The organism is Streptomyces tremellae, from assembly GCF_039540215.1.
Taxonomy (GTDB): Bacteria; Actinomycetota; Actinomycetes; order Streptomycetales; family Streptomycetaceae; genus Streptomyces; species Streptomyces tremellae.
The window spans coordinates 13,837-30,406 of the sequence record NZ_BAABEP010000070.1 but is presented as its reverse complement, the minus strand read 5'-3'; the positions used below and the strand labels follow the sequence as shown (position 1 = coordinate 30,406).

The 16,570-nt window shown below is 68.0% G+C and carries 19 protein-coding genes and 1 tRNA gene; 16 read left to right on the top strand and 4 right to left on the bottom strand.

Annotated elements, in window-relative coordinates:
* Window positions 1-291: 291 nt before the first annotated feature.
* Window positions 292-1,218 (top strand): phosphotransferase family protein, encoded by a 927-nt coding sequence (locus tag ABEA77_RS29695; RefSeq protein ID WP_345654334.1) that lies wholly within the window; start codon window positions 292-294, stop codon window positions 1,216-1,218.
* Window positions 1,219-1,227: 9 nt separating this feature from the next.
* Here the strand turns inward: ABEA77_RS29695 and ABEA77_RS29690 are convergent, their stop codons facing one another.
* Window positions 1,228-2,607, bottom strand: a complete 1,380-nt coding sequence (locus tag ABEA77_RS29690) for an NsdA family TPR-like regulatory protein (protein ID WP_486389444.1) — start codon at window positions 2,605-2,607, stop codon at window positions 1,228-1,230.
* A gap of 269 nt (window positions 2,608-2,876) precedes the next feature.
* On the opposite strand from ABEA77_RS29690, the gene ABEA77_RS29685 reads away from it, so the two are divergent.
* From ABEA77_RS29685 to ABEA77_RS29665, 5 genes are all read left to right on the top strand, one after another.
* A complete protein-coding gene (locus ABEA77_RS29685) occupies window positions 2,877-3,437 on the top strand; it encodes a bifunctional DNA primase/polymerase (protein WP_345654337.1) in 561 nt (186 codons plus the stop codon).
* Complete coding sequence (locus ABEA77_RS29680; protein ID WP_345654329.1) at window positions 3,427-3,711, top strand: hypothetical protein; 285 nt, start codon at window positions 3,427-3,429, stop codon at window positions 3,709-3,711. Before ABEA77_RS29685 ends, ABEA77_RS29680 begins: the two co-directional genes overlap by 11 nt.
* An 18-nt stretch (window positions 3,712-3,729) precedes the next feature.
* Window positions 3,730-4,050, top strand: coding sequence for a hypothetical protein (locus ABEA77_RS29675; protein WP_345654326.1), 321 nt, complete (start codon window positions 3,730-3,732; stop codon window positions 4,048-4,050).
* Between the two features lie 1,426 nt (window positions 4,051-5,476).
* Window positions 5,477-5,857, top strand: coding sequence for an effector-associated constant component EACC1 (locus ABEA77_RS29670; protein ID WP_345654323.1), 381 nt, complete (start codon window positions 5,477-5,479; stop codon window positions 5,855-5,857).
* Window positions 5,854-7,329, top strand: coding sequence for a caspase family protein (locus ABEA77_RS29665; RefSeq protein WP_345654320.1), 1,476 nt, complete (start codon window positions 5,854-5,856; stop codon window positions 7,327-7,329). Before ABEA77_RS29670 ends, ABEA77_RS29665 begins: the two co-directional genes overlap by 4 nt.
* Before the next feature lie 258 nt (window positions 7,330-7,587).
* On the opposite strand, the gene ABEA77_RS29660 is transcribed toward ABEA77_RS29665, so the two are convergent.
* A complete protein-coding gene (locus tag ABEA77_RS29660) occupies window positions 7,588-8,328 on the bottom strand; it encodes a GntR family transcriptional regulator (RefSeq protein WP_345654317.1) in 741 nt (246 codons plus the stop codon).
* A 170-nt stretch (window positions 8,329-8,498) separates the two neighbouring features.
* On the opposite strand from ABEA77_RS29660, the gene ABEA77_RS29655 reads away from it, so the two are divergent.
* From ABEA77_RS29655 to ABEA77_RS29625, 7 genes are all read left to right on the top strand, one after another.
* The gene (locus tag ABEA77_RS29655; protein WP_345654314.1) at window positions 8,499-8,858 is read left to right on the top strand and encodes an SCO3933 family regulatory protein; all 360 of its coding nucleotides are present in this window, start codon (window positions 8,499-8,501) and stop codon (window positions 8,856-8,858) included.
* Between the two features lie 203 nt (window positions 8,859-9,061).
* Window positions 9,062-10,252, top strand: coding sequence for an FtsK/SpoIIIE domain-containing protein (locus ABEA77_RS29650; protein ID WP_345654311.1), 1,191 nt, complete (start codon window positions 9,062-9,064; stop codon window positions 10,250-10,252).
* Between the two features lie 12 nt (window positions 10,253-10,264).
* On the top strand, window positions 10,265-10,459 hold the full coding sequence (locus ABEA77_RS29645; RefSeq protein ID WP_345654308.1) for a hypothetical protein: 195 nt from the start codon (window positions 10,265-10,267) through the stop codon (window positions 10,457-10,459).
* Between the two features lie 137 nt (window positions 10,460-10,596).
* Window positions 10,597-10,842: a hypothetical protein gene (locus tag ABEA77_RS29640; protein WP_345654305.1), complete on the top strand. Its 246-nt coding sequence runs from the start codon at window positions 10,597-10,599 to the stop codon at window positions 10,840-10,842.
* Window positions 10,839-12,200, top strand: a complete 1,362-nt coding sequence (locus tag ABEA77_RS29635; RefSeq protein ID WP_345654302.1) for a replication initiator — start codon at window positions 10,839-10,841, stop codon at window positions 12,198-12,200. Before ABEA77_RS29640 ends, ABEA77_RS29635 begins: the two co-directional genes overlap by 4 nt.
* Window positions 12,197-12,397, top strand: coding sequence for an excisionase family DNA-binding protein (locus ABEA77_RS29630; RefSeq protein ID WP_345654299.1), 201 nt, complete (start codon window positions 12,197-12,199; stop codon window positions 12,395-12,397). The genes ABEA77_RS29635 and ABEA77_RS29630 overlap by 4 nt, the downstream gene beginning before the upstream one ends.
* The gene (locus tag ABEA77_RS29625) at window positions 12,397-13,566 is read left to right on the top strand and encodes a tyrosine-type recombinase/integrase (RefSeq protein WP_345654296.1); all 1,170 of its coding nucleotides are present in this window, start codon (window positions 12,397-12,399) and stop codon (window positions 13,564-13,566) included. The genes ABEA77_RS29630 and ABEA77_RS29625 overlap by 1 nt, the downstream gene beginning before the upstream one ends.
* Before the next feature lie 51 nt (window positions 13,567-13,617).
* Here ABEA77_RS29625 and ABEA77_RS29620 read toward each other — a convergent pair.
* A tRNA-Gly gene (locus tag ABEA77_RS29620) sits at window positions 13,618-13,691 on the bottom strand.
* A gap of 215 nt (window positions 13,692-13,906) precedes the next feature.
* Here ABEA77_RS29620 and ABEA77_RS29615 point away from each other — a divergent pair.
* The 3 genes from ABEA77_RS29615 to ABEA77_RS29605 all read left to right on the top strand — a co-directional run bounded on the left by ABEA77_RS29615 (window position 13,907) and on the right by ABEA77_RS29605 (window position 15,361).
* Window positions 13,907-14,089: a hypothetical protein gene (locus ABEA77_RS29615; RefSeq protein ID WP_345654294.1), complete on the top strand. Its 183-nt coding sequence runs from the start codon at window positions 13,907-13,909 to the stop codon at window positions 14,087-14,089.
* Between the two features lie 170 nt (window positions 14,090-14,259).
* Window positions 14,260-14,835: a dCTP deaminase gene (gene dcd / locus ABEA77_RS29610; protein WP_345654291.1), complete on the top strand. Its 576-nt coding sequence runs from the start codon at window positions 14,260-14,262 to the stop codon at window positions 14,833-14,835.
* Complete coding sequence (locus ABEA77_RS29605) at window positions 14,828-15,361, top strand: phosphoribosyltransferase (RefSeq protein ID WP_345654288.1); 534 nt, start codon at window positions 14,828-14,830, stop codon at window positions 15,359-15,361. Before dcd ends, ABEA77_RS29605 begins: the two co-directional genes overlap by 8 nt.
* A gap of 135 nt (window positions 15,362-15,496) precedes the next feature.
* Here the strand turns inward: ABEA77_RS29605 and ABEA77_RS29600 are convergent, their stop codons facing one another.
* The gene (locus tag ABEA77_RS29600; protein ID WP_345654285.1) at window positions 15,497-16,423 is read right to left on the bottom strand and encodes a Yip1 family protein; all 927 of its coding nucleotides are present in this window, start codon (window positions 16,421-16,423) and stop codon (window positions 15,497-15,499) included.
* Window positions 16,424-16,570 lie beyond the last annotated feature (147 nt).

The window sequence follows — 16,570 nt, the reverse complement described above, 5'->3', positions numbered from 1 at the left end:
CGGAACGCAAAAGGGTCCACCGACTCCGTCGGCGGACCCTCAAGAAAGATCGAGGCTAGACAACAAGAAGGGCCCCGGTCTTTGACCTGGGCCCTCTTCGAAGAGCGGGTGACGAGAATCGAACTCGCGCTCTGAGCTTGGGAATCACGGGCCGTGACTCCCCTTTTCGACGCCTGACCTGCACGGACACCCGATGAGTGACCCCGAACGCATGGCGCGAATGTCCTGTTCGTGGCCGTGGCTCACCGTACGTTCTGGCACGCTTCTGGCACGGCGGGTACGGTCGATCGCATGACCTCGCAGGCGGCCGGCGGACCCGACGAACGGCAGGAGTTCACGGCGGAGACCGCCGGTGCGGCGCTGCGCGAGGCGTGCGCGGCTGCCGGTGTCGACGCCTCCGGCGCGGAGCTGCTGCGCCTCGGCTCGAACGCCGTGTACCGGCTCCCGTCCGCTCCGGTTGTCGTCCGTATCGCGCGCGACGTGGGCGCGGCAGAGGACATGGAACGGGCAGTCGCGGTGGCCCGCTGGCTGGAGTCGGAGGACTTCCCCGCGACCCGGGTGCTGCCCCGCATCGAGCAGCCGATCACCGCGGCCGGCCGCGTGGTGACGTTCTGGGAGAGCGCGCAGGAGCGCGAGGAGTACGCGACGGTCACCGAGCTGGCCGACCTGCTCAAGCGCCTGCACTGGCTGCACGAGCCCGAGTCGCTGCACCTGTCGTACTTCGACCCCGTCGGCAAGCTGTGGTCCTCGCTCCGCGCCCTGCGCGGGGTGACGCCCGAGGACGCGGCGTTCCTCGAACAGCGCGTCGTGCGCCTGGCCAAGGAGTACGAGCGGCTGGACTTCGTCCTGCCCTTCGGGATGATCCACGGTGACGCGAACGTGGGCAACGTCCTGCGCCACCGCGACGGGCAAGCCATCCTGATCGACCTCGACGGCTTCACCCTCGCACCCCGCGAGTGGGACCTGATCCTGACCGCGATCTACTACGACCGCTTCGGCTGGCACACGCGCACCGAGTACGAGAGCTTCGTCCACCACTACGGCTTCGACGTCATGAACTGGCCCGGGTACCCGGTCCTGGCGGACGTCCGCGAACTGATGATGGTCCTGTGGATGGGCCAACAGGTGGCGGACAGCGAGAAGTCGGCGGCAGAGTTCGGGCGGCGGGTCGAGACGCTTCGCACAGACGGCAGCCGCAAAGAATGGGCCCCCTTCTGAGGACGGCGCTCAGACCGGAGCCTCAGAGGCGAGCCACAGCCGGTTGTCGGCCGCCTGTTCCGCAAGCTCTCGGTGCGCTGCCGAGGGTCCGAGCGCGTCCAGGTGCCGACGGAACTCCGCGAGGTAGGCGACGCACCGGGCGGACTTGAGCTGTTCCCCCAGATCGAGCGCGTCGAGCACCACACGGCACGCCTCCTCGGCATCCCCGGCGTGCAGGTGCGCGTCCGCCAGAACCATGGTCGCGAAGAAGTCACTTCGTACATGGCTGCCGCTCATGGCGTTCTCGGCGTGCTCGACGGCCTGCCGCGCCCGTCGCACGTCGCGGAAGCAGTGCGCCGTCTCGGCCGCCAGCTCCGCGGCGTCGAAGTACGTGATCCACTCGGGTTCATCCGTCGTGTTGGAGGCGTCCAGAGCCCTGGCGGCCTCGCCGAGAGCCGTCTCGGTCGCGCGGCGGTCTCCCGTACGGGCCAGCGCGCGGGCCTCCATGGCGTGGAACTGCGCTCGCAGCGTCGGGGTGGCGACCCCCGAGATACCCATCAGGGCGGCACGGGCGAGCGTCGCGGCATGGGTGTACTGCCCGAGGAACGTCGCCTGGTGGCTCATCGCGGACAGGATGCTGCCCGCCAGCCGGCGGTCGTTGCCGTCCTGGGCGAGCCGGAGCGCCTGGAGGAAGTACCGCTGGGCGAGGCCGTGGTGTCCCGCGTCGTACGACATCCAACCCGCTAGCAGGGTGGCTTCCGCGACCGTGGAGAACAGTGCGCGGCCGACAGCTTCGCTGTACCGCCCCTTGAGGAGCGGGGCCACGTCCCGGCTGAGGTACTGGATCACGGACTGCCGTGCGTGGTCACCGCCCAACTGGTCGTCCAGGCCGGCGAACATGTCGCTGGTCGTTCTGATCACGGCCACGTCAGCGAGCCCCACCCTCGGCTCGCGCTCGCCGCCGCGCACGGGGAAGGACGCCTCAGGCGCGACGAGCCAGCGGAGTGACGCCTCGTTCCACGCCGGTTGGGAGGGCTCGGCCTGGATCAGGGGCTCGTAGCCGTTCAGATCGGCGCGCCACAGCCGGTCGACGGTGGCGATCGCCGCGTCGGGACTGGCGGGGTACGTCGCGTCCAGGAGGGGCGCGTCCTGGTCGGTGAGGTGGTTGAGCCCCAGCTCGGCGGCCGACAGTCCGAGGGCAGTACAGAGCAGCGGGCCGTAGAAGTCGTCCGGCGCACTGTGCCCGTTCTCCCAACTGGCAATGCGACGCTTCACGCTGGCGTCGGTCGGCAGCGTATGACCGCGTTGTGCGGAGGCTCGCCGCAGCTCGTTGACCAGGCGGAGTTGACTCCAACCGCGCTGGGCCCGGACGTCTCGCAGTCGGCTGCCGACGGAAGTCGGAGTGGCCATGCGTCTGCACCTCCCCGAGGGCCGCGTCCGGACACCGCTCCAGTGCCACTCATGGACTCTACGTAATCACTCGGACACTTGAACACCCCGCGCCGTCCCGGATGCGGCCCTTTGCCCGCGACGGGGGATGACGTGCGCCCTGCCACCTCGTCATCCCCCGTCACCCCTCGTCATCTCCCCAGCTCACGGCAGAGGCGGGAGTCTGTTCGTACGGCGGCCGAACAGGGCCGGTGACGAGGCGTCCGACCGAGGTGGATGACGTGCAGAGGATGACGAAGCGCGGCGTGCAGTGGCTCTCCGCTGTCGCGGAGGACCCCGAACTGTGCCGCAAGTCCTGGGCGGATGACCTTCGGCGGCCCTACCCCTTCCCCGTCGGCGTGGCCTTCGAGGTCGTGGCGACGGATCAGCGCCTCGGCGTCGAGGTCTACGACCAACTGGAGCGCAGGAACATGCCGGTTGGGCCGGTGATGGCCGACCGGGGGAGCCACCAGGTGGGGTTCTTCCTGCCGCTCAACTCACGCGACCGCTTCGCTCGGTTGATCAGTCAGGAGACCGACACGCCCCCGGCCTACCGGTATCTGGACTGTGACTCGTACGTCGTCGTACCGGGCCCGATCCCCATGGCCGATGACCGCTACCAGTGGCTGCGCGCCCCCAACCGCTTCCCGGAGAACAGTCCGCTGCGCACCGCTTCCCTGGCTGTGATGCTCGTCGCCTCCGCAACTCTGCTGGAGCGAACCGACCACTACGGCGAACACTGTGCGGAGACACAGACCACGACCGGTGGAGCGACCGAAACCCGGGAACGGGTGACAGGTCGTGCCGAGTGACGAGGAGCGACCGGACGCGGCGCACTGGTCGCCGCTGGACACCGAGGAGTGGTACGCGGCACGGGCCGCAGCTACCTCGCTCCGAGAGGTTCTGACGGCGGCAGGCACGGCACGCGACTTCCCCCATCTGCGTGCGGACCTGAACGCCTTCGGACACGGCCTCATCGACCTGGGCCGCATCTCGCCGGCCACCGCCGAGCGCCTGGCGGAACTGGTCCGCCGCGCTCTGCTCTGCGAGTGCGACGCCGACGAAACCCGCCGCCCCTCGAACTGACCGATCGGGAGTGCAGACATGGCAGACCCCATCGACCCGCGCCGCGTCGTCGCCCGACGCGCGGAGGACCTGACCGAGGCACGCCCGTACGTCCGCGGCTGGGGGCAGGCCAAGCGAGCGGCCGAGGCCCTGGCGGAGCAGCTGCGCTCCGCGGGCTTGGAGACGGACGTTCCGGGCCTCAAAGCTGACGTGTCGGTCTTCGGCGACGGCCTGGTCTGCCTCGGCGCGCTCCGCCCGGACGCGGCCGAGCTGCTGGCTCGTCTGGTTGCTACGGGACTCACCTCGGAGATGGCCGAGCAGGCAACAGGACCGAACCGCCCGGACGCATCAGCGGCATAGCCGCCGACGACAGCCCCGTTGCTTCGAACCCGACGCAGCGGGGCTCTCGTATGCCTGGACGCATGCGGCGCAGCCGCGCCCGGCGGCCGGCCGGGACCGGCGCTCCAGCGCCGCAGCCCGGACGAGCCGCCGGGCTCTGCTATAGACAGGCAACCGCACTATTTCCGAGTCTGTTGAGACGGACGGCCGTCCCGAGTTGGCCGCTGGCGGGTCTGGTCATATCTTCATGCTCACCGCGCTCGCCATGGTTCTACGTGATGGCACCTCTCCTGCTGGGTGTAGCCACCGGGCACGCCCACGCTGACGGAGTTCCAGAAAGGCTCCGCCTCGCGGAAATGGCCGCCGCCCGTGTGCCACTGGTCTCCGGGGTAGGCGCCGCGCAAGGACCGGAGGGCGGCTGAGGCGAGGCCGCAGCGTTTGTAGCCCTCATAGGAGGTAGGGGCTTCCACCCAGCCGATCTTGCACTGATCACAGACCACGTACTCGACCTCGAAAGCCACGTCGGAGCCGAAGTAAGCCGCTCGGATGCGCCAACCAGTCCGCTCGTAGTGGCCAGCGGGCCGGTCGACCCAGGCTTCCGGCGGAGTGGAGGTCGGGTCGAACCGGTAGGCCGCAGGGTCCACCCACCGGCGTACCCGGTCGCGCCAAGTCGGCTTGGTGGGCCACTCCCGCACCCAGTGCACTCGGTCAGCACGTTGCGCCACAGCGCGGATTGCTGTATCCCTGTCCGCCATGTGCTCTCCTTCGAGGTCTCTGGAATTGTCCTCGGCCATGGTCGGGTGAGCGGGAGGCTGCCGTACAGCACGAAGTGCGATCGCGCTTCGGCGGCCTCGGCTTGGCAAGCTACGGTCAGTTGTGGCTTTCTCGGGCTTCGACCAAAGCAAAATGGCAGGTTCGAGACTCGATCGAGCCGCGTCGTTTTCACCGGAAGTGGTTCTTCTTACCCTGGTCTTGCCGGGGATCTCGGTGAGCTGGGTTTTTGCTGTTCAGGAGCGGTGCCACCGTCCGCCTGGTGGTCGTTGTTGGCCGTCATTGGCCACTGCCGAGCGGCCTCGGACGGCCCAGGGACGGCCCAGTCTCGCCGCACTCCGCTGACGGCTGGCACCCGCGATGCGCTCCGTTCGAACCTCAGCCGACGACAGTCAGCCACGACGGTGGGTGCGTCGACCGGTCAGGCGCGCGTGTGCCTCGCTGCACCCCCACCGGCCTTAGCCACGCTGCCATACCGTCGACCAGGGCAAGCCGCGCCGGTTGAACCGTGACGCGACGATGCCTGAGCTCAGCTTAGCTAACTGAGAGAGGTCCTCCTGGACTGTCACTGAGCCCGCGCCGAGTCCGACGAGATTACTCAAAGCAGCCACGAGACGCGTCGCTGAGAGTAGAATCACGCAAACCCCTAATTGCATACCTGAAGGGTAAACGAACCGTGACTACGGAGTGGCCTATCGAGGCTCAGATTAGTCTCTCCGAACCTGACGAGCAGAGGCAGCTTGAATCGCTGGATTCTTGGCTGCGGCTGGACTCGAATTTCAGGGGCCGAACAAAGCTTTCCGGTACGCCTTCAGAAGGTGACCTGGGAACAGCAGTCGAGCTACTCGCTGTCGCCATCGGTAGCGGCGGCGTAATCTCGATTCTCGCGACCTCGCTGAGCACATGGATTCAGCAACCGAAAAAGTCCGATATCTTTTTGAAGGTCACAGGACCGAACGGAACCACCGTAGAGATCGACGCCAATCGTGCCACTCCACAAGAAGTAGCCGCGCTCCTCAATAAAGCGCTCAACGCGGAGCGGGAGGCCACGGAATGAGACTTCCGGATAGTAAAAAATCCCGCGTCGTCTTGATCGGCTCTTCTCGCTACGGATCGACAGGACTTCCTGATGTTCCAGCAATTGAAAACAATCTATCGACGCTATTCGACACCTTCACAGGGCAATCCACGGGCTTCATCGCTCCGGAAAATTGCACCATCCTGCTAAATCCCGAAGACCAGGCCAGCGTCGGCGAATTAGTAGCCTCTGCGTCAGAGGAAGCGGAAGATCTTCTTCTAATCTACTATGCTGGGCATGGGCTTCTTAGTGCTGCTCGGCATGAACTATTCTTGTCAACTACTAACACGACGCCAGGCTCGCGGCTTCCATTCACTGGAGTGGACTATTCGCACATTCGCGACGCATGCATGGAAAGCAGGGCTAGGACTCGGGTAGTAATCCTAGATTGCTGTTATTCGGGTCGAGCAATCGCGGGTGCTTTATCGTCCTCCGAATCGGATTCCGCCTTCTTTAATCAGATCCAAGTGGCTGGCACATATGTGCTTGCCGCCTCGCCAGGGCATGGGGTGGCGAAGGCGCGCCCTGGGCAACGTTTCACAGCCTTTACCGGCGAACTTCTGCGTATCCTGCGAGAGGGGATCCCAGGTGCCGAAAACCTGCTGACGCTGAACTCCATCTATAAACACCTACAATATGCGCTCCGAGCCAGTGGAAATCCTATTCCGCAGCAGCAGATAACCGAAAACGCTGACGTTATGGCTCTAGCCAGAAACGCAGCATTCGATCACAGCCTTCGGGATCGCGATAAAGCTGTGATTGTATCCCCTGTCGGCGTTGTAGCGGATGTGCAGCCTCTCAGTTCGGGCACATTTGTCGATGATGCTGCGGTAGAGGTGCCGCGCGTCCCGCGAACGCTCGCTGGACGGGATGAACTCATCCGCGGCAAGCCGTCAAAGTGGGATTACCTACTTTACGCGTCTTCTCTATGGCTCGGCATGGAGTCTTTGAATGAAAAGTGGACGCAATATGAAGCCGGCCGTTCGTCTCGATCTCGGCATATGAGTGTTGCGCAACTTTGCCATTACGTTGATAATTCTCTAGGCAAGCTACAAAAAATCACTCACCGAATCGACGGATGTTTGAGTGAGGAGCTACAGGATAGAGCCTTTGAGCAGCCGCCCGAGCAGGCGGATCCTGATCTTATCAAGCGCATGGCGAGCGATTTGGTGGGCGTTTATGAAGACTACATGAACTGGGCTATGGCAATCAGGGGGATCGTTGCTCCTCACAAAGCTGCCCGCTTGATTGAGATGACTGCCCTCATTGCAGACACGCCTGTCCGCGAAGTGAAGGGTTTCGTGCAGGAGTATGTTGACGAAATTGATGCGCTGGGTGATCGGTATGCGTCCAGTGAGGTAGCTTCAATTAATATTCACCTGAAGCTCACAATCACGCTCAACCAAGAGGTGCTCGATGCCTTCTTGGAGGAGCGGACAAAGCTTAACTGACCGACGATATTTCGGATGGTGCCAGACCTATGGCTCTGGAAGGAATTCCCAATTGGAATCTTTCTGAGCAGTCGCCGGAACTGCACAGCGAGCCCCATGGCACTCGGCTGATCGCGTAGAGCGCGGCACGGGGCGCCGGTCGGGCTGGAGCGGGGCGGAGACAGGAGCGCAGGCCCGGCCGGGGGCCGGGCCGCGCGCGCTGAGCGGAGCGAGCCGCCTTGAAGACGTAGAGAAAGTTTGAGCCACCTGTCCTCGGCGTCAGAGGTTGTAGCTCAGCTCCAGGTCGTCTCCGGGGAGTTCGAACTCCTCCAGGGCCAGAGGCTTGCCATCCGCGCTGAGCGTGACCCGGAGGATGTGCAGGAGCGGGACTCCGTCGGGCAGGCGCAGGGTCTTGGCCTCGTCGGGGAGCGGCATGCGCGTGCGCAGGTACTCCGTGAATCGGAGGTCGTGGCCGAGCTTCCTGAGTGCGCCGTAGAGCTGGGGGGCCGGGGGTGGCGCCTCCTCCTCGTACTTCGTGTCGAGGAGCACCGAGAACGGCACGTGCGTGCGGTGGAGTTGGTGGAGGCGGCCTCGGTCGGCAGTCTGCAAAGCGTCGTAGGTGTACATCGGCTCGCCCGGCGGGATGTCCAGCAGGTCCGCGAGCGCGAGCGGGGCGTCGGTGCGGGTGACTGCGGGTTCCTCGGCGTCGGTCCAGCGCAGGCCGTCAGCCTCGATGTAGCGGCCGTTGGCGTCGCTGCGGACGCCGCGTGGACGTGTGTAGCTCGGGCGTGAGTGGGGCGAGCGGACGAACATGCCGCGGCCCATCATCACCTCGACCAGGCCGGCGGCTCGCAGCTCCGCGACGCCCTGGCGCACGGTGGGCCTGGTCACCCCGAACTGCTTGGCCAGGACCTCTTCCGACGGGAGCGGCTGTCCGGCCGGGTACGTGCCGTCCAGGATGCCGGCTCGCAGGTGCTCTGCGATCTGCCGGTACTTGGCTTGGGCCTTGTCGGGCGGCATGGCGTCTCCGTCGTCTGTCCTTGTTCGCGAACGCGGACAGCATCTCTCACCCCATCTCGCTTGACAACCCGTACTACGGGTCGCACTCTTGTCATCGCTACCCGTACTACGGGTGGATGTCATCCCGTAGTGATGCGCTACGGGTCGGAGAGTCAAGGGAGTTGTGGGAAGTGGCAAGCCTTCCGATCGATACGAGCAAGTTCACGGCGATCTTCTGTGCGGTGCCCCCGGCCCCACGTGTCGCCAACCGGGAGACCGGACAGGTCCGCGTCGACCGCGAGACCGGGCAGACCGTCTTTCAGGTCGGCCTGTGCCTGATGTCCGGGGCAACGGCCGAGGTGGTCAACGTGAGCGTGGCCGGGGAGCCGCGCGGCGTGCAGCTCGGGATGCCGGTGCAGGTCCGGGACCTGCTGGCCACCCCGTGGGAGAACGACGGCCGTCACGGAGTCGCCTTCCGTGCTGCCGAGATCAAGCCGCTGTCCGCTGCGCCGTCGTCCGGCAGTACGGCGACGAAGGGCGGTGCACAGTGACCGGTCTGTCTGCGCAGTCCCCGGACCATGGGCCCGGGATAGCGCTCGTGGTGCTGGCGGCCTTGGTGTTGGGTCTCCTGGCGGTCGCCCCGATGCTTCGTTGCCGGTATCCGGTCGCCTGGTGGTACCTCGTCGGCTTTCCCTGTACATGGGTGAGGTTGGCGCGGACGTGGCGTCCGTTGATGGCCGGGTGCGGACTGGCCGTGAGCCGTAAGGCTGCGCTCGTCGTGGTCTCCGGACTCGTCGGCAAGGGGGCGCCGCCCCCGCAACCTCGGGTTCCGGCCCGAGGCGTGCTGCATCCGACGGCCGGCGGCTTCTGGTTCCTGGTGCGGCTCCTGCCGGGGCAGGTGCCTGATGCGTTCGCCAAGGCGGCCCCCGCCATGGCGGAAGGCTGGCAGGTGCACGCGGTGCGCGTCACCGCCTACCGGCCGGGTGTCGTGCGCGTCGTGGCCTCGGCCACCGATCCACTGCGCGAACCCCGCGTCCCGAGGCAGCGAGAAGCCGTCCAGCCGCTGCGGGTCGCCGTCGGTGCTCTGGAGACCGGCACGCAGTGGGTGATCGATCTGCGCGAGGTGCCGCACTGGCTGATCGTCGGTGCCACGCGGTCTGGTAAGTCGACGCTGATCAACGCACTTGTGGCCGGCCTGGCACCACAGCCCGTGGCCCTGGTCGGCGTCGACTGCAAGGGCGGCATGGAGCTGTCGCTCTACGGGCCTCGGTTGTCTGCCCTGGCGACCGACAGACGGCAGGCGGTCAAGCTGCTGTCCGCGCTCGTCGACCTCACGCTCGACCGGATGGCGGTCTGCCGGGCCGCGCGCGTCCGGAACATCTGGGGTCTGACCGAGGAGGACCGGCCCACGCCCGTCGTGGTGATCGTGGACGAGATCGCGGAACTCTTCCTCCTGGCCAGCCGCAGCGAGAAGGACGAAGCGCAGGCGGCCGGTACGGCGCTCATCCGGCTGGCCCAACTGGGCGCCGCACTCGGGGTGTTCCTGATCGTGGCCGGCCAGCGGGTCGGGTCCGACCTCGGCCCCGGAGTCACGGCCCTGCGCGCGCAGCTCGGCGGGAGGGTGTGCCATCGGGTGGCCGATCCCGGTACGGCGGAGATGGCGCTCGGCGATCTCAACCCGGACGCGATCAAGGCGGCTCAGGCCATCAGGCCCGATCAGGCGGGCACGGCCGTCCTTGCGTCCGGCGACGGCTGGGAACGGGCCCGGTCGCATCTCGTCTCCGAGTCTCAGGCCGAGGCGACCGCGGCCGAGTACGCGCACCTGACCCCGTACCTGCCCGAGCTGGCCGACTTCTTCGGCTCTCCGTCCGCCGGGCCTGCGGTCCACCTGGAACGGCTCGACGGCGACAACCCCGACGCCGAGAGGCCCCGCGATCACACATGAGAGGTGTCCGCCGTGCTCGTCACCATGTCGGCCGCGCTGCTGCTCGGCCTCCTGATCTGGTTCCTGCTGCGCATCCGCTACCTGCGGTGGGTGGAGTTCCTGCTCTGCTCGGTCTTCGGCTTCCTCGTCGCGACCACCGCAGCGGCACCCGCCATCCGTGCGGCGCTGGAGGGGGTGGGCGGCTTCCTCGGCCAACTCCACTTCTGACCGGCTACGAAACGAGGGAGGTTCCCATGCCCGTACTCGTCTCCAACGGCTCCCGACGGGGCGCGAAGTCGCCAAACCCGACCCCGTCGGAAGCCCACTCCAACCGCCACGTGAGCAGCAAAAGGAGCACTCACACTTTGACCAATCCCACTCAGCCGCGCAAATCATCGGCCGTCCGCTGTGCGCTCCGTGAGCCGGAGGACCCGTCGTGCGTCGGTCGTCCGGAAGTCGTGTTGGTCGACCGGGACGGGGCCGAACAGCCGCTCTGCCCGGCCCACGCCTCGGCGCTGTGGCTGACCGACCCGACGCTCAGGTTCAGCGCCAAGACCCGTCCGGAAGCCATCGCCACCGTGATGGCCCACGCGTTCGGAGGCGGCCGATGAACGTCACCCCGAACGCGGTGACCGCGCTGATCGAGCGCGCGTCGGCAGAGGGCTTCGCCTCCTGGTACAGCAGCGTTGTGCGCCTCGATGGTTGCACCAGCCCCGTCCGCCTGGTCGGCACTTCGACCCTCTTCGACGCCACGACGGGTGAAGCCCTGTACTCCTTCTCGTCCGAGGAGCGCGGCGGCCCCTTGCTCACAGGCTGTGGAAACCGGCGGGCGAGCGTCTGTCCGACCTGCGCCGCGCTCTACCGCGCGGACACGTACCAGCTCATCCGCGTCGGCCTGGTCGGTGGCAAGGGAGCTGCGTCGTCATCGGTCGGCGGGCATCCGCGCGTCTTCGCGACCCTCACCGCGCCTGGTTTCGGCGCGGTCCACACCCGCCGGGAACACGGCGGTCGTGTCCTGCCTTGCCGACCTCGACGCACGGCGGAACGGTGCCCGCACGGCGCGCCCCTCGGGTGCAGCGCGCGTCACCACGGTGACGACAAAAGGCTCGGAGAGCCACTGTGTCCGCGCTGCTACGACTACGCGGGCGCCGTGCTGTGGCAGGCACACGCGGGCCGATTCTGGCACCGCTTCGCGCTGGAGCTGCGCCGCGAGATCGCGCGGCGGGTCGGCTGCGCCCGTACCGACCTTGCCCGGCGGCTGCGCCTCTCCTATGCGAAGGTCGCCGAGTACCAGCGTCGGGGCCTGGTTCACTTCCACGCCGTCATCCGGCTCGACGGCCCGGACGGACCCGACTCGCCGCCGCCGACCTGGGCCAGTACCCGACTCCTGGCCGACGCTGTTCGAGCGGCTGCCGGTCGGGTCCGACTCGTCGCGCCGGGCAGTGAGGTGATCGGACCGCGCATGCTGCGCTTCGGGCGGCAGATCGACGTACGCCCCATCGCGGAGTTCGATACGGGCGAGCGGCTGACATCGGCGGCCGTGGCCGCGTACATCGCCAAGTACGCGACGAAGGGCGCGGAAGCGGCCGGCGCCGTCGACACGCGCATTCGTCATGCTGCCGAATTCGCGGTGCTGCCCGTGCGGGCGCACACACTGCGCATGATCGGTACGTGTTGGTGGCTCGGTGCGTTGCCGGACTTCGAGTCTCTGGGGCTGCGACGCTGGGCACACATGCTCGGCTACGGCGGGCACTTCTCCACCAAGTCCCGGCGCTACTCGACCACGTTGACCGCGCTGCGGACGGCACGCGCCGAGCATCGCGCCGAACAGCAGCGCGCGGCGCTCGGTCTGGCGGACCGGCCGACTGTGACCGTGGGCCGTTGGGCGTTCGCCGGCCGCGGTTACGCCCCGGACGAAGCGCTGATCGCCGCGGGCATCCGGGCGGCGAAGCGGGAGGTGCGGGCATGAAAGAACGCCTTCTCTCCGTGCCCGAGGTCGCCGAACGCCTGGGGACCACGCAGCGCTTCCCGCGTCGGCTGATCGCCGAGCGGCGCATCGTCTTCGTCCGCGTGGGCCGCCATATCCGTATCCCGGAAGGCGCCCTGAGCGACTTCATCACGCGCAACACCGTCGTGCCTGGCGGGCGTCGCAGGAGGGCCGTGTAATGGCGAACAAGAAAGGCAAGCGGCGTACCTTCGGCGCCGTTCGCAAGCTGCCCTCCGGGCGCTTCCAGGCGCGTTACCCCGGCCCCGACGACGTCATGAGGCCGGCGCCCGAGACCTTCGCGACGGTTCGTGAGGCCGATGACTGGCTCGCGGAGAAGCGGACCGAGATCCGCCGCGGTGACTGGCAGGACCCGGATGCGTCGGCCGTGCCCTTCGAGGAGTATGCGCTCCGCTGGGTCACGGAACGTCGACTCGCACCGACCACTGACGAGCTGTACCGGCGTCTCCTGCGGTTGCACGTACTGCCCACCTTCGGAGAGCTCGATCTCGACAAGATCACTCCGCCGGAGGTGCGGAGCTGGCGCGCCGAACGGCTCGACGCGACCGGCGCGGAGACGACCGTCGCCAAGAGCTATCGGCTTCTCAAAGCGATCTTGGAGACCGCGACCGAGGACGAGCTGATTCGCCGGAACCCCTGCCGCATCCGGGGCGCCGGGAAGGAGTCGGCGGCCGAGCGGTCCATCGCGACCGTCGAGCAGGTGGACGCGCTGGCCACTGCGCTCGGGCCGCGCTGGCGGCTGATGGTCTACCTCGGCGCGTACGGGCCGCTGCGTCCGGAGGAGCAGGCTGAGTTGCGCCGTCGGGATGTCGACCTGGACGCGATGACGGTCCGCGTTCGCCAGGCGGCGCCGGAGCTCACGACAGGCCGGAGGGCTGAGGGGCCGACCAAGTCGGATGCGGGCAAGCGGCTTGTGGTCCTGCCGCCCTTCCTGCACATCGAGGTGCGCCGGCACTTGGACTGGTACGCACAGGCGGGGCCGGACGGGCTCCTCTTCGTGGGGGAGCGGGGCAAGCCGTTCCGCCGCTCGACCTTCGGGCGGAAGTGGCGGAAGGCGCGTGCGGCGGTCGGGCTGCCGGAGACATTCCGCTTCTACGACCTGCGGCACACCGGGCACACGCTCGCGACGCGGTCCGGAGCCACGCTCAAGGACACGATGGTGCGAGCCGGGCAGTCCTCCGAGCGGGCCGCGCTCGTCTATCAGCATTCGGACGAGGAGCGGCAGCAGGAGGTTGCGGCCGGACTCGACAGGCTGGTGCGGCGGCAGCGAAAAGCTGCACGGGAGAAGCCGGACGGCCAACCTGGCACGGATCTGGCACGCGACGCTTAGGGAGGTCTAGACAATACGAAAGCCCCGGGCCGCTGGCCTGGGGCTTTTCTCTGGAGCGGGTGACGAGAATCGAACTCGCGCTCTGAGCTTGGGAAGCTCATGTTCTACCATTAAACTACACCCGCATATCGGCGTCGATGGTCCACGGAGGGCCTCGGCGTCGTGTCGTCTGTACTCTACCTCATCCTCTGTGGCGCGGCGCGGGTCCACCGCGTGGCGGGTGGACGCGGGTGTGGTGGGCGGGAGTTGGGGGCGTAGCGTGGGCGCCGGAGCGGCGGCGTGGTGTTGTCCTGGTCATCCCCTAATGTGGCGTTCGTCCGCGTTCTGGGGAAGGGACTTGATGGATCTGATGGAGCGCACCCTCGTCCGCTGTGCCGAAGGCCATGTGTTCAGCACCGCGTCGTTCCCGATGCAGCATCTCGATGCCGGGAGGATCGGCCCCGGCCGGCTCATCCGGTGTCCCCGGTGCGCGCGGCTGCGCAGTGCGGTGCCGGTGGCCCTGGGGACTCAGCAGCAGCGCTAGGCCGTCTCCGCACGGTCGCGTCCGGCTCTCGACCCCCGGTGCGCTCGTGAGGCGGCCGGGGGCCCCCGGCCGCCTCACGGGTCCACGCGCCCGCCGCCGGGAGCCGGCGTCCGCGGGTGCGCGGGGTGGCCGGTTCCGGGCGGCCCGCGCACTCTGCGTATCCTCGGGGCGTGCTTCTCTCCGACAAGGACATCCGCGCCGAGCTCGATTCCGGCAGCGTCCGCATCGAGCCGTACGACCCCTCGATGGTGCAGCCCTCCAGCATCGACGTGCGGCTCGACCGGTATTTCCGGGTCTTCGAGAACCACCTGTATCCGCACATCGACCCCGCCGTGGAGCAGTCGGGGCTCACCCGGCTCGTGGAGCCGGAGGGCGACGACGCGTTCATCCTGCACCCGGGGGAGTTCGTGCTCGCCTCGACGTACGAGGTGATCTCCCTGCCCGACGGCATCGCCTCGCGGCTTGAGGGCAAGTCCAGCCTGGGGCGGCTCGGGCTGGTGACGCACTCGACGGCCGGGTTCATCGACCCGGGGTTCTCCGGGCACGTCACGCTTGAGCTGTCGAACATGGCGACGCTGCCCATCAAGCTCTGGCCGGGCATGAAGATCGGGCAGCTGTGCCTGTTCCGGCTGAGCTCGCCCGCCGAGTTCCCGTACGGCTCGAAGCCCGCCGGGTCGCGCTACCAGGGGCAGCGGGGGCCGACGGCCTCGCGGTCCTATCTGAATTTCCACCGGACCGATGTCTGACGGGCCGATGTCCGAGGCGGGAGCGGTTGTGAGTGCGTCGCGTGAGGAACTGTCGTACGAGCAGTTCGGTGTGGCCGTACGGGAGCTGGCGCAGAGCGTCGCCGACGACGGGTACGAGCCCGACATAGTCCTCAGCATCGCCCGTGGCGGCGTCTTCGTCGCCGGCGGTCTCGCGTACGCGCTGGACTGCAAGAACATCCACCTGGTCAACGTGGAGTTCTACACGGGCGTGGGCACCACCCTCGCGATGCCCGTCATGCTGGCGCCCGTGCCGAACGTCGTGGACTTCAGCAACAAGCGGGTCCTGATCGCCGACGACGTCGCCGACAGCGGCAAGACGCTGAAGCTGGTGCGCGACTTCTGCGTGGAGCACGTCGCCGAGGTCCGCAGCGCCGTCATCTACGAGAAGTCGCAGTCGCTGGTCAAGTGCGAGTACGTGTGGAAGCGCACCGACCGGTGGATCAATTTCCCGTGGAGCGTTCAGCCGCCCGTGGTGCGGCGCTCCGGGCAGGTGCTCGACGCCTGAGGCTCGCCGGAACCCCGGAACCCCGGAACCCCGGAATCCCGGAATCCCGGGACCCCCGGGACCCCTGGAGCCCCCGGGACCCCCGGAGCCCCTGGCACGCCGGGGCCTCAGGCGTCCAGCACCTGCCTCAGGGCCTCAGAACGTCCCCAGCTTCACCAGCGAGAGCAGCGCCAGCAGCTCGATCGCGGACGCGCCGAGCGCCTTGGGCCAGGGGAGGTCGTGGGACTTGCGGACCATCGACGTCATCAGGAAGCCGGCGGCGAGCCAGGTGAGCCAGCCCAGCACCTGCACGAAGCCGTTGTCGCCGCCGAGGAAGGCCGCGAAGACCAGGCGGGGCGCGTCGGTCAGCGACATGATCAGCATGGAGAGGCCGACCGTGGGCTGCCAGGAGCCGTCGCCGCCGAGCTGGCGGGCGAGGGTGTGGGTGACGGCGCCGAGGATGAGCCCGCCGATGACGAACGCGACGCCCGTGATCAGCACGTACGGGACCGCCGTCGACAGCGTGGAGCCTATGACGTCGTCCCTGGCGTCGTCGAAGCCGAACAGCGCGAGCATGCCGTAGATCAGCGTGACGACGAGCGCGGGGCCCCAGACGGGGTAGTCGCGCATCTGGAGGAACGTCTGCGCGGGCCGCAGCACGATCCCCGCGAGCAGCTCGCGCCAGGGCAGCCGCGGCCCGCTGGGTGCGGGCGCGGCGCCCGCGCGGTAGGTCGCGCCGTCGCCGTACGGGTCGTCGACGCGGAACGCCTGCGTGTAGCCGGGGTTGTTCGCGTCGGGGTGCGGGTCGGCCGAGGGGATGCCGGCGCCCGCGGGACCCTGCGGGTGGTAGGGGCCGCCCTGCGGCCGCTGCTGGTACGGGTGGGGCGCGGCGGCCTGCGGCGGCGCGTGGTACGGGTACTGCTGCGGCTCGCCGAAGTACTCCGGCTCACCGCTGTACGGCCCCTGAGCCGCCGGGGCGCCCGCCGGCGGCCACGGCGCCGGCTGCTGCCGCCCGTGCGGGCTCTGCGGTTGCTGTCGCGGGTCGCGGTTGTCCCGGCCGCGTCCGTTCCTGAATCCAGCCACGTTCCCGAACGTACCCGCTCGCGGCGGGCCCGGCGGCCGAGGGAGGCGGACGGGCACGTCATTGCGTCCGTCCTGTGACATCCCCCAGGGGGTTTCCCTGACGCCTCGCACCGCCGTGCGTCGCGCTGCGTGAGCAGTCGCATACGT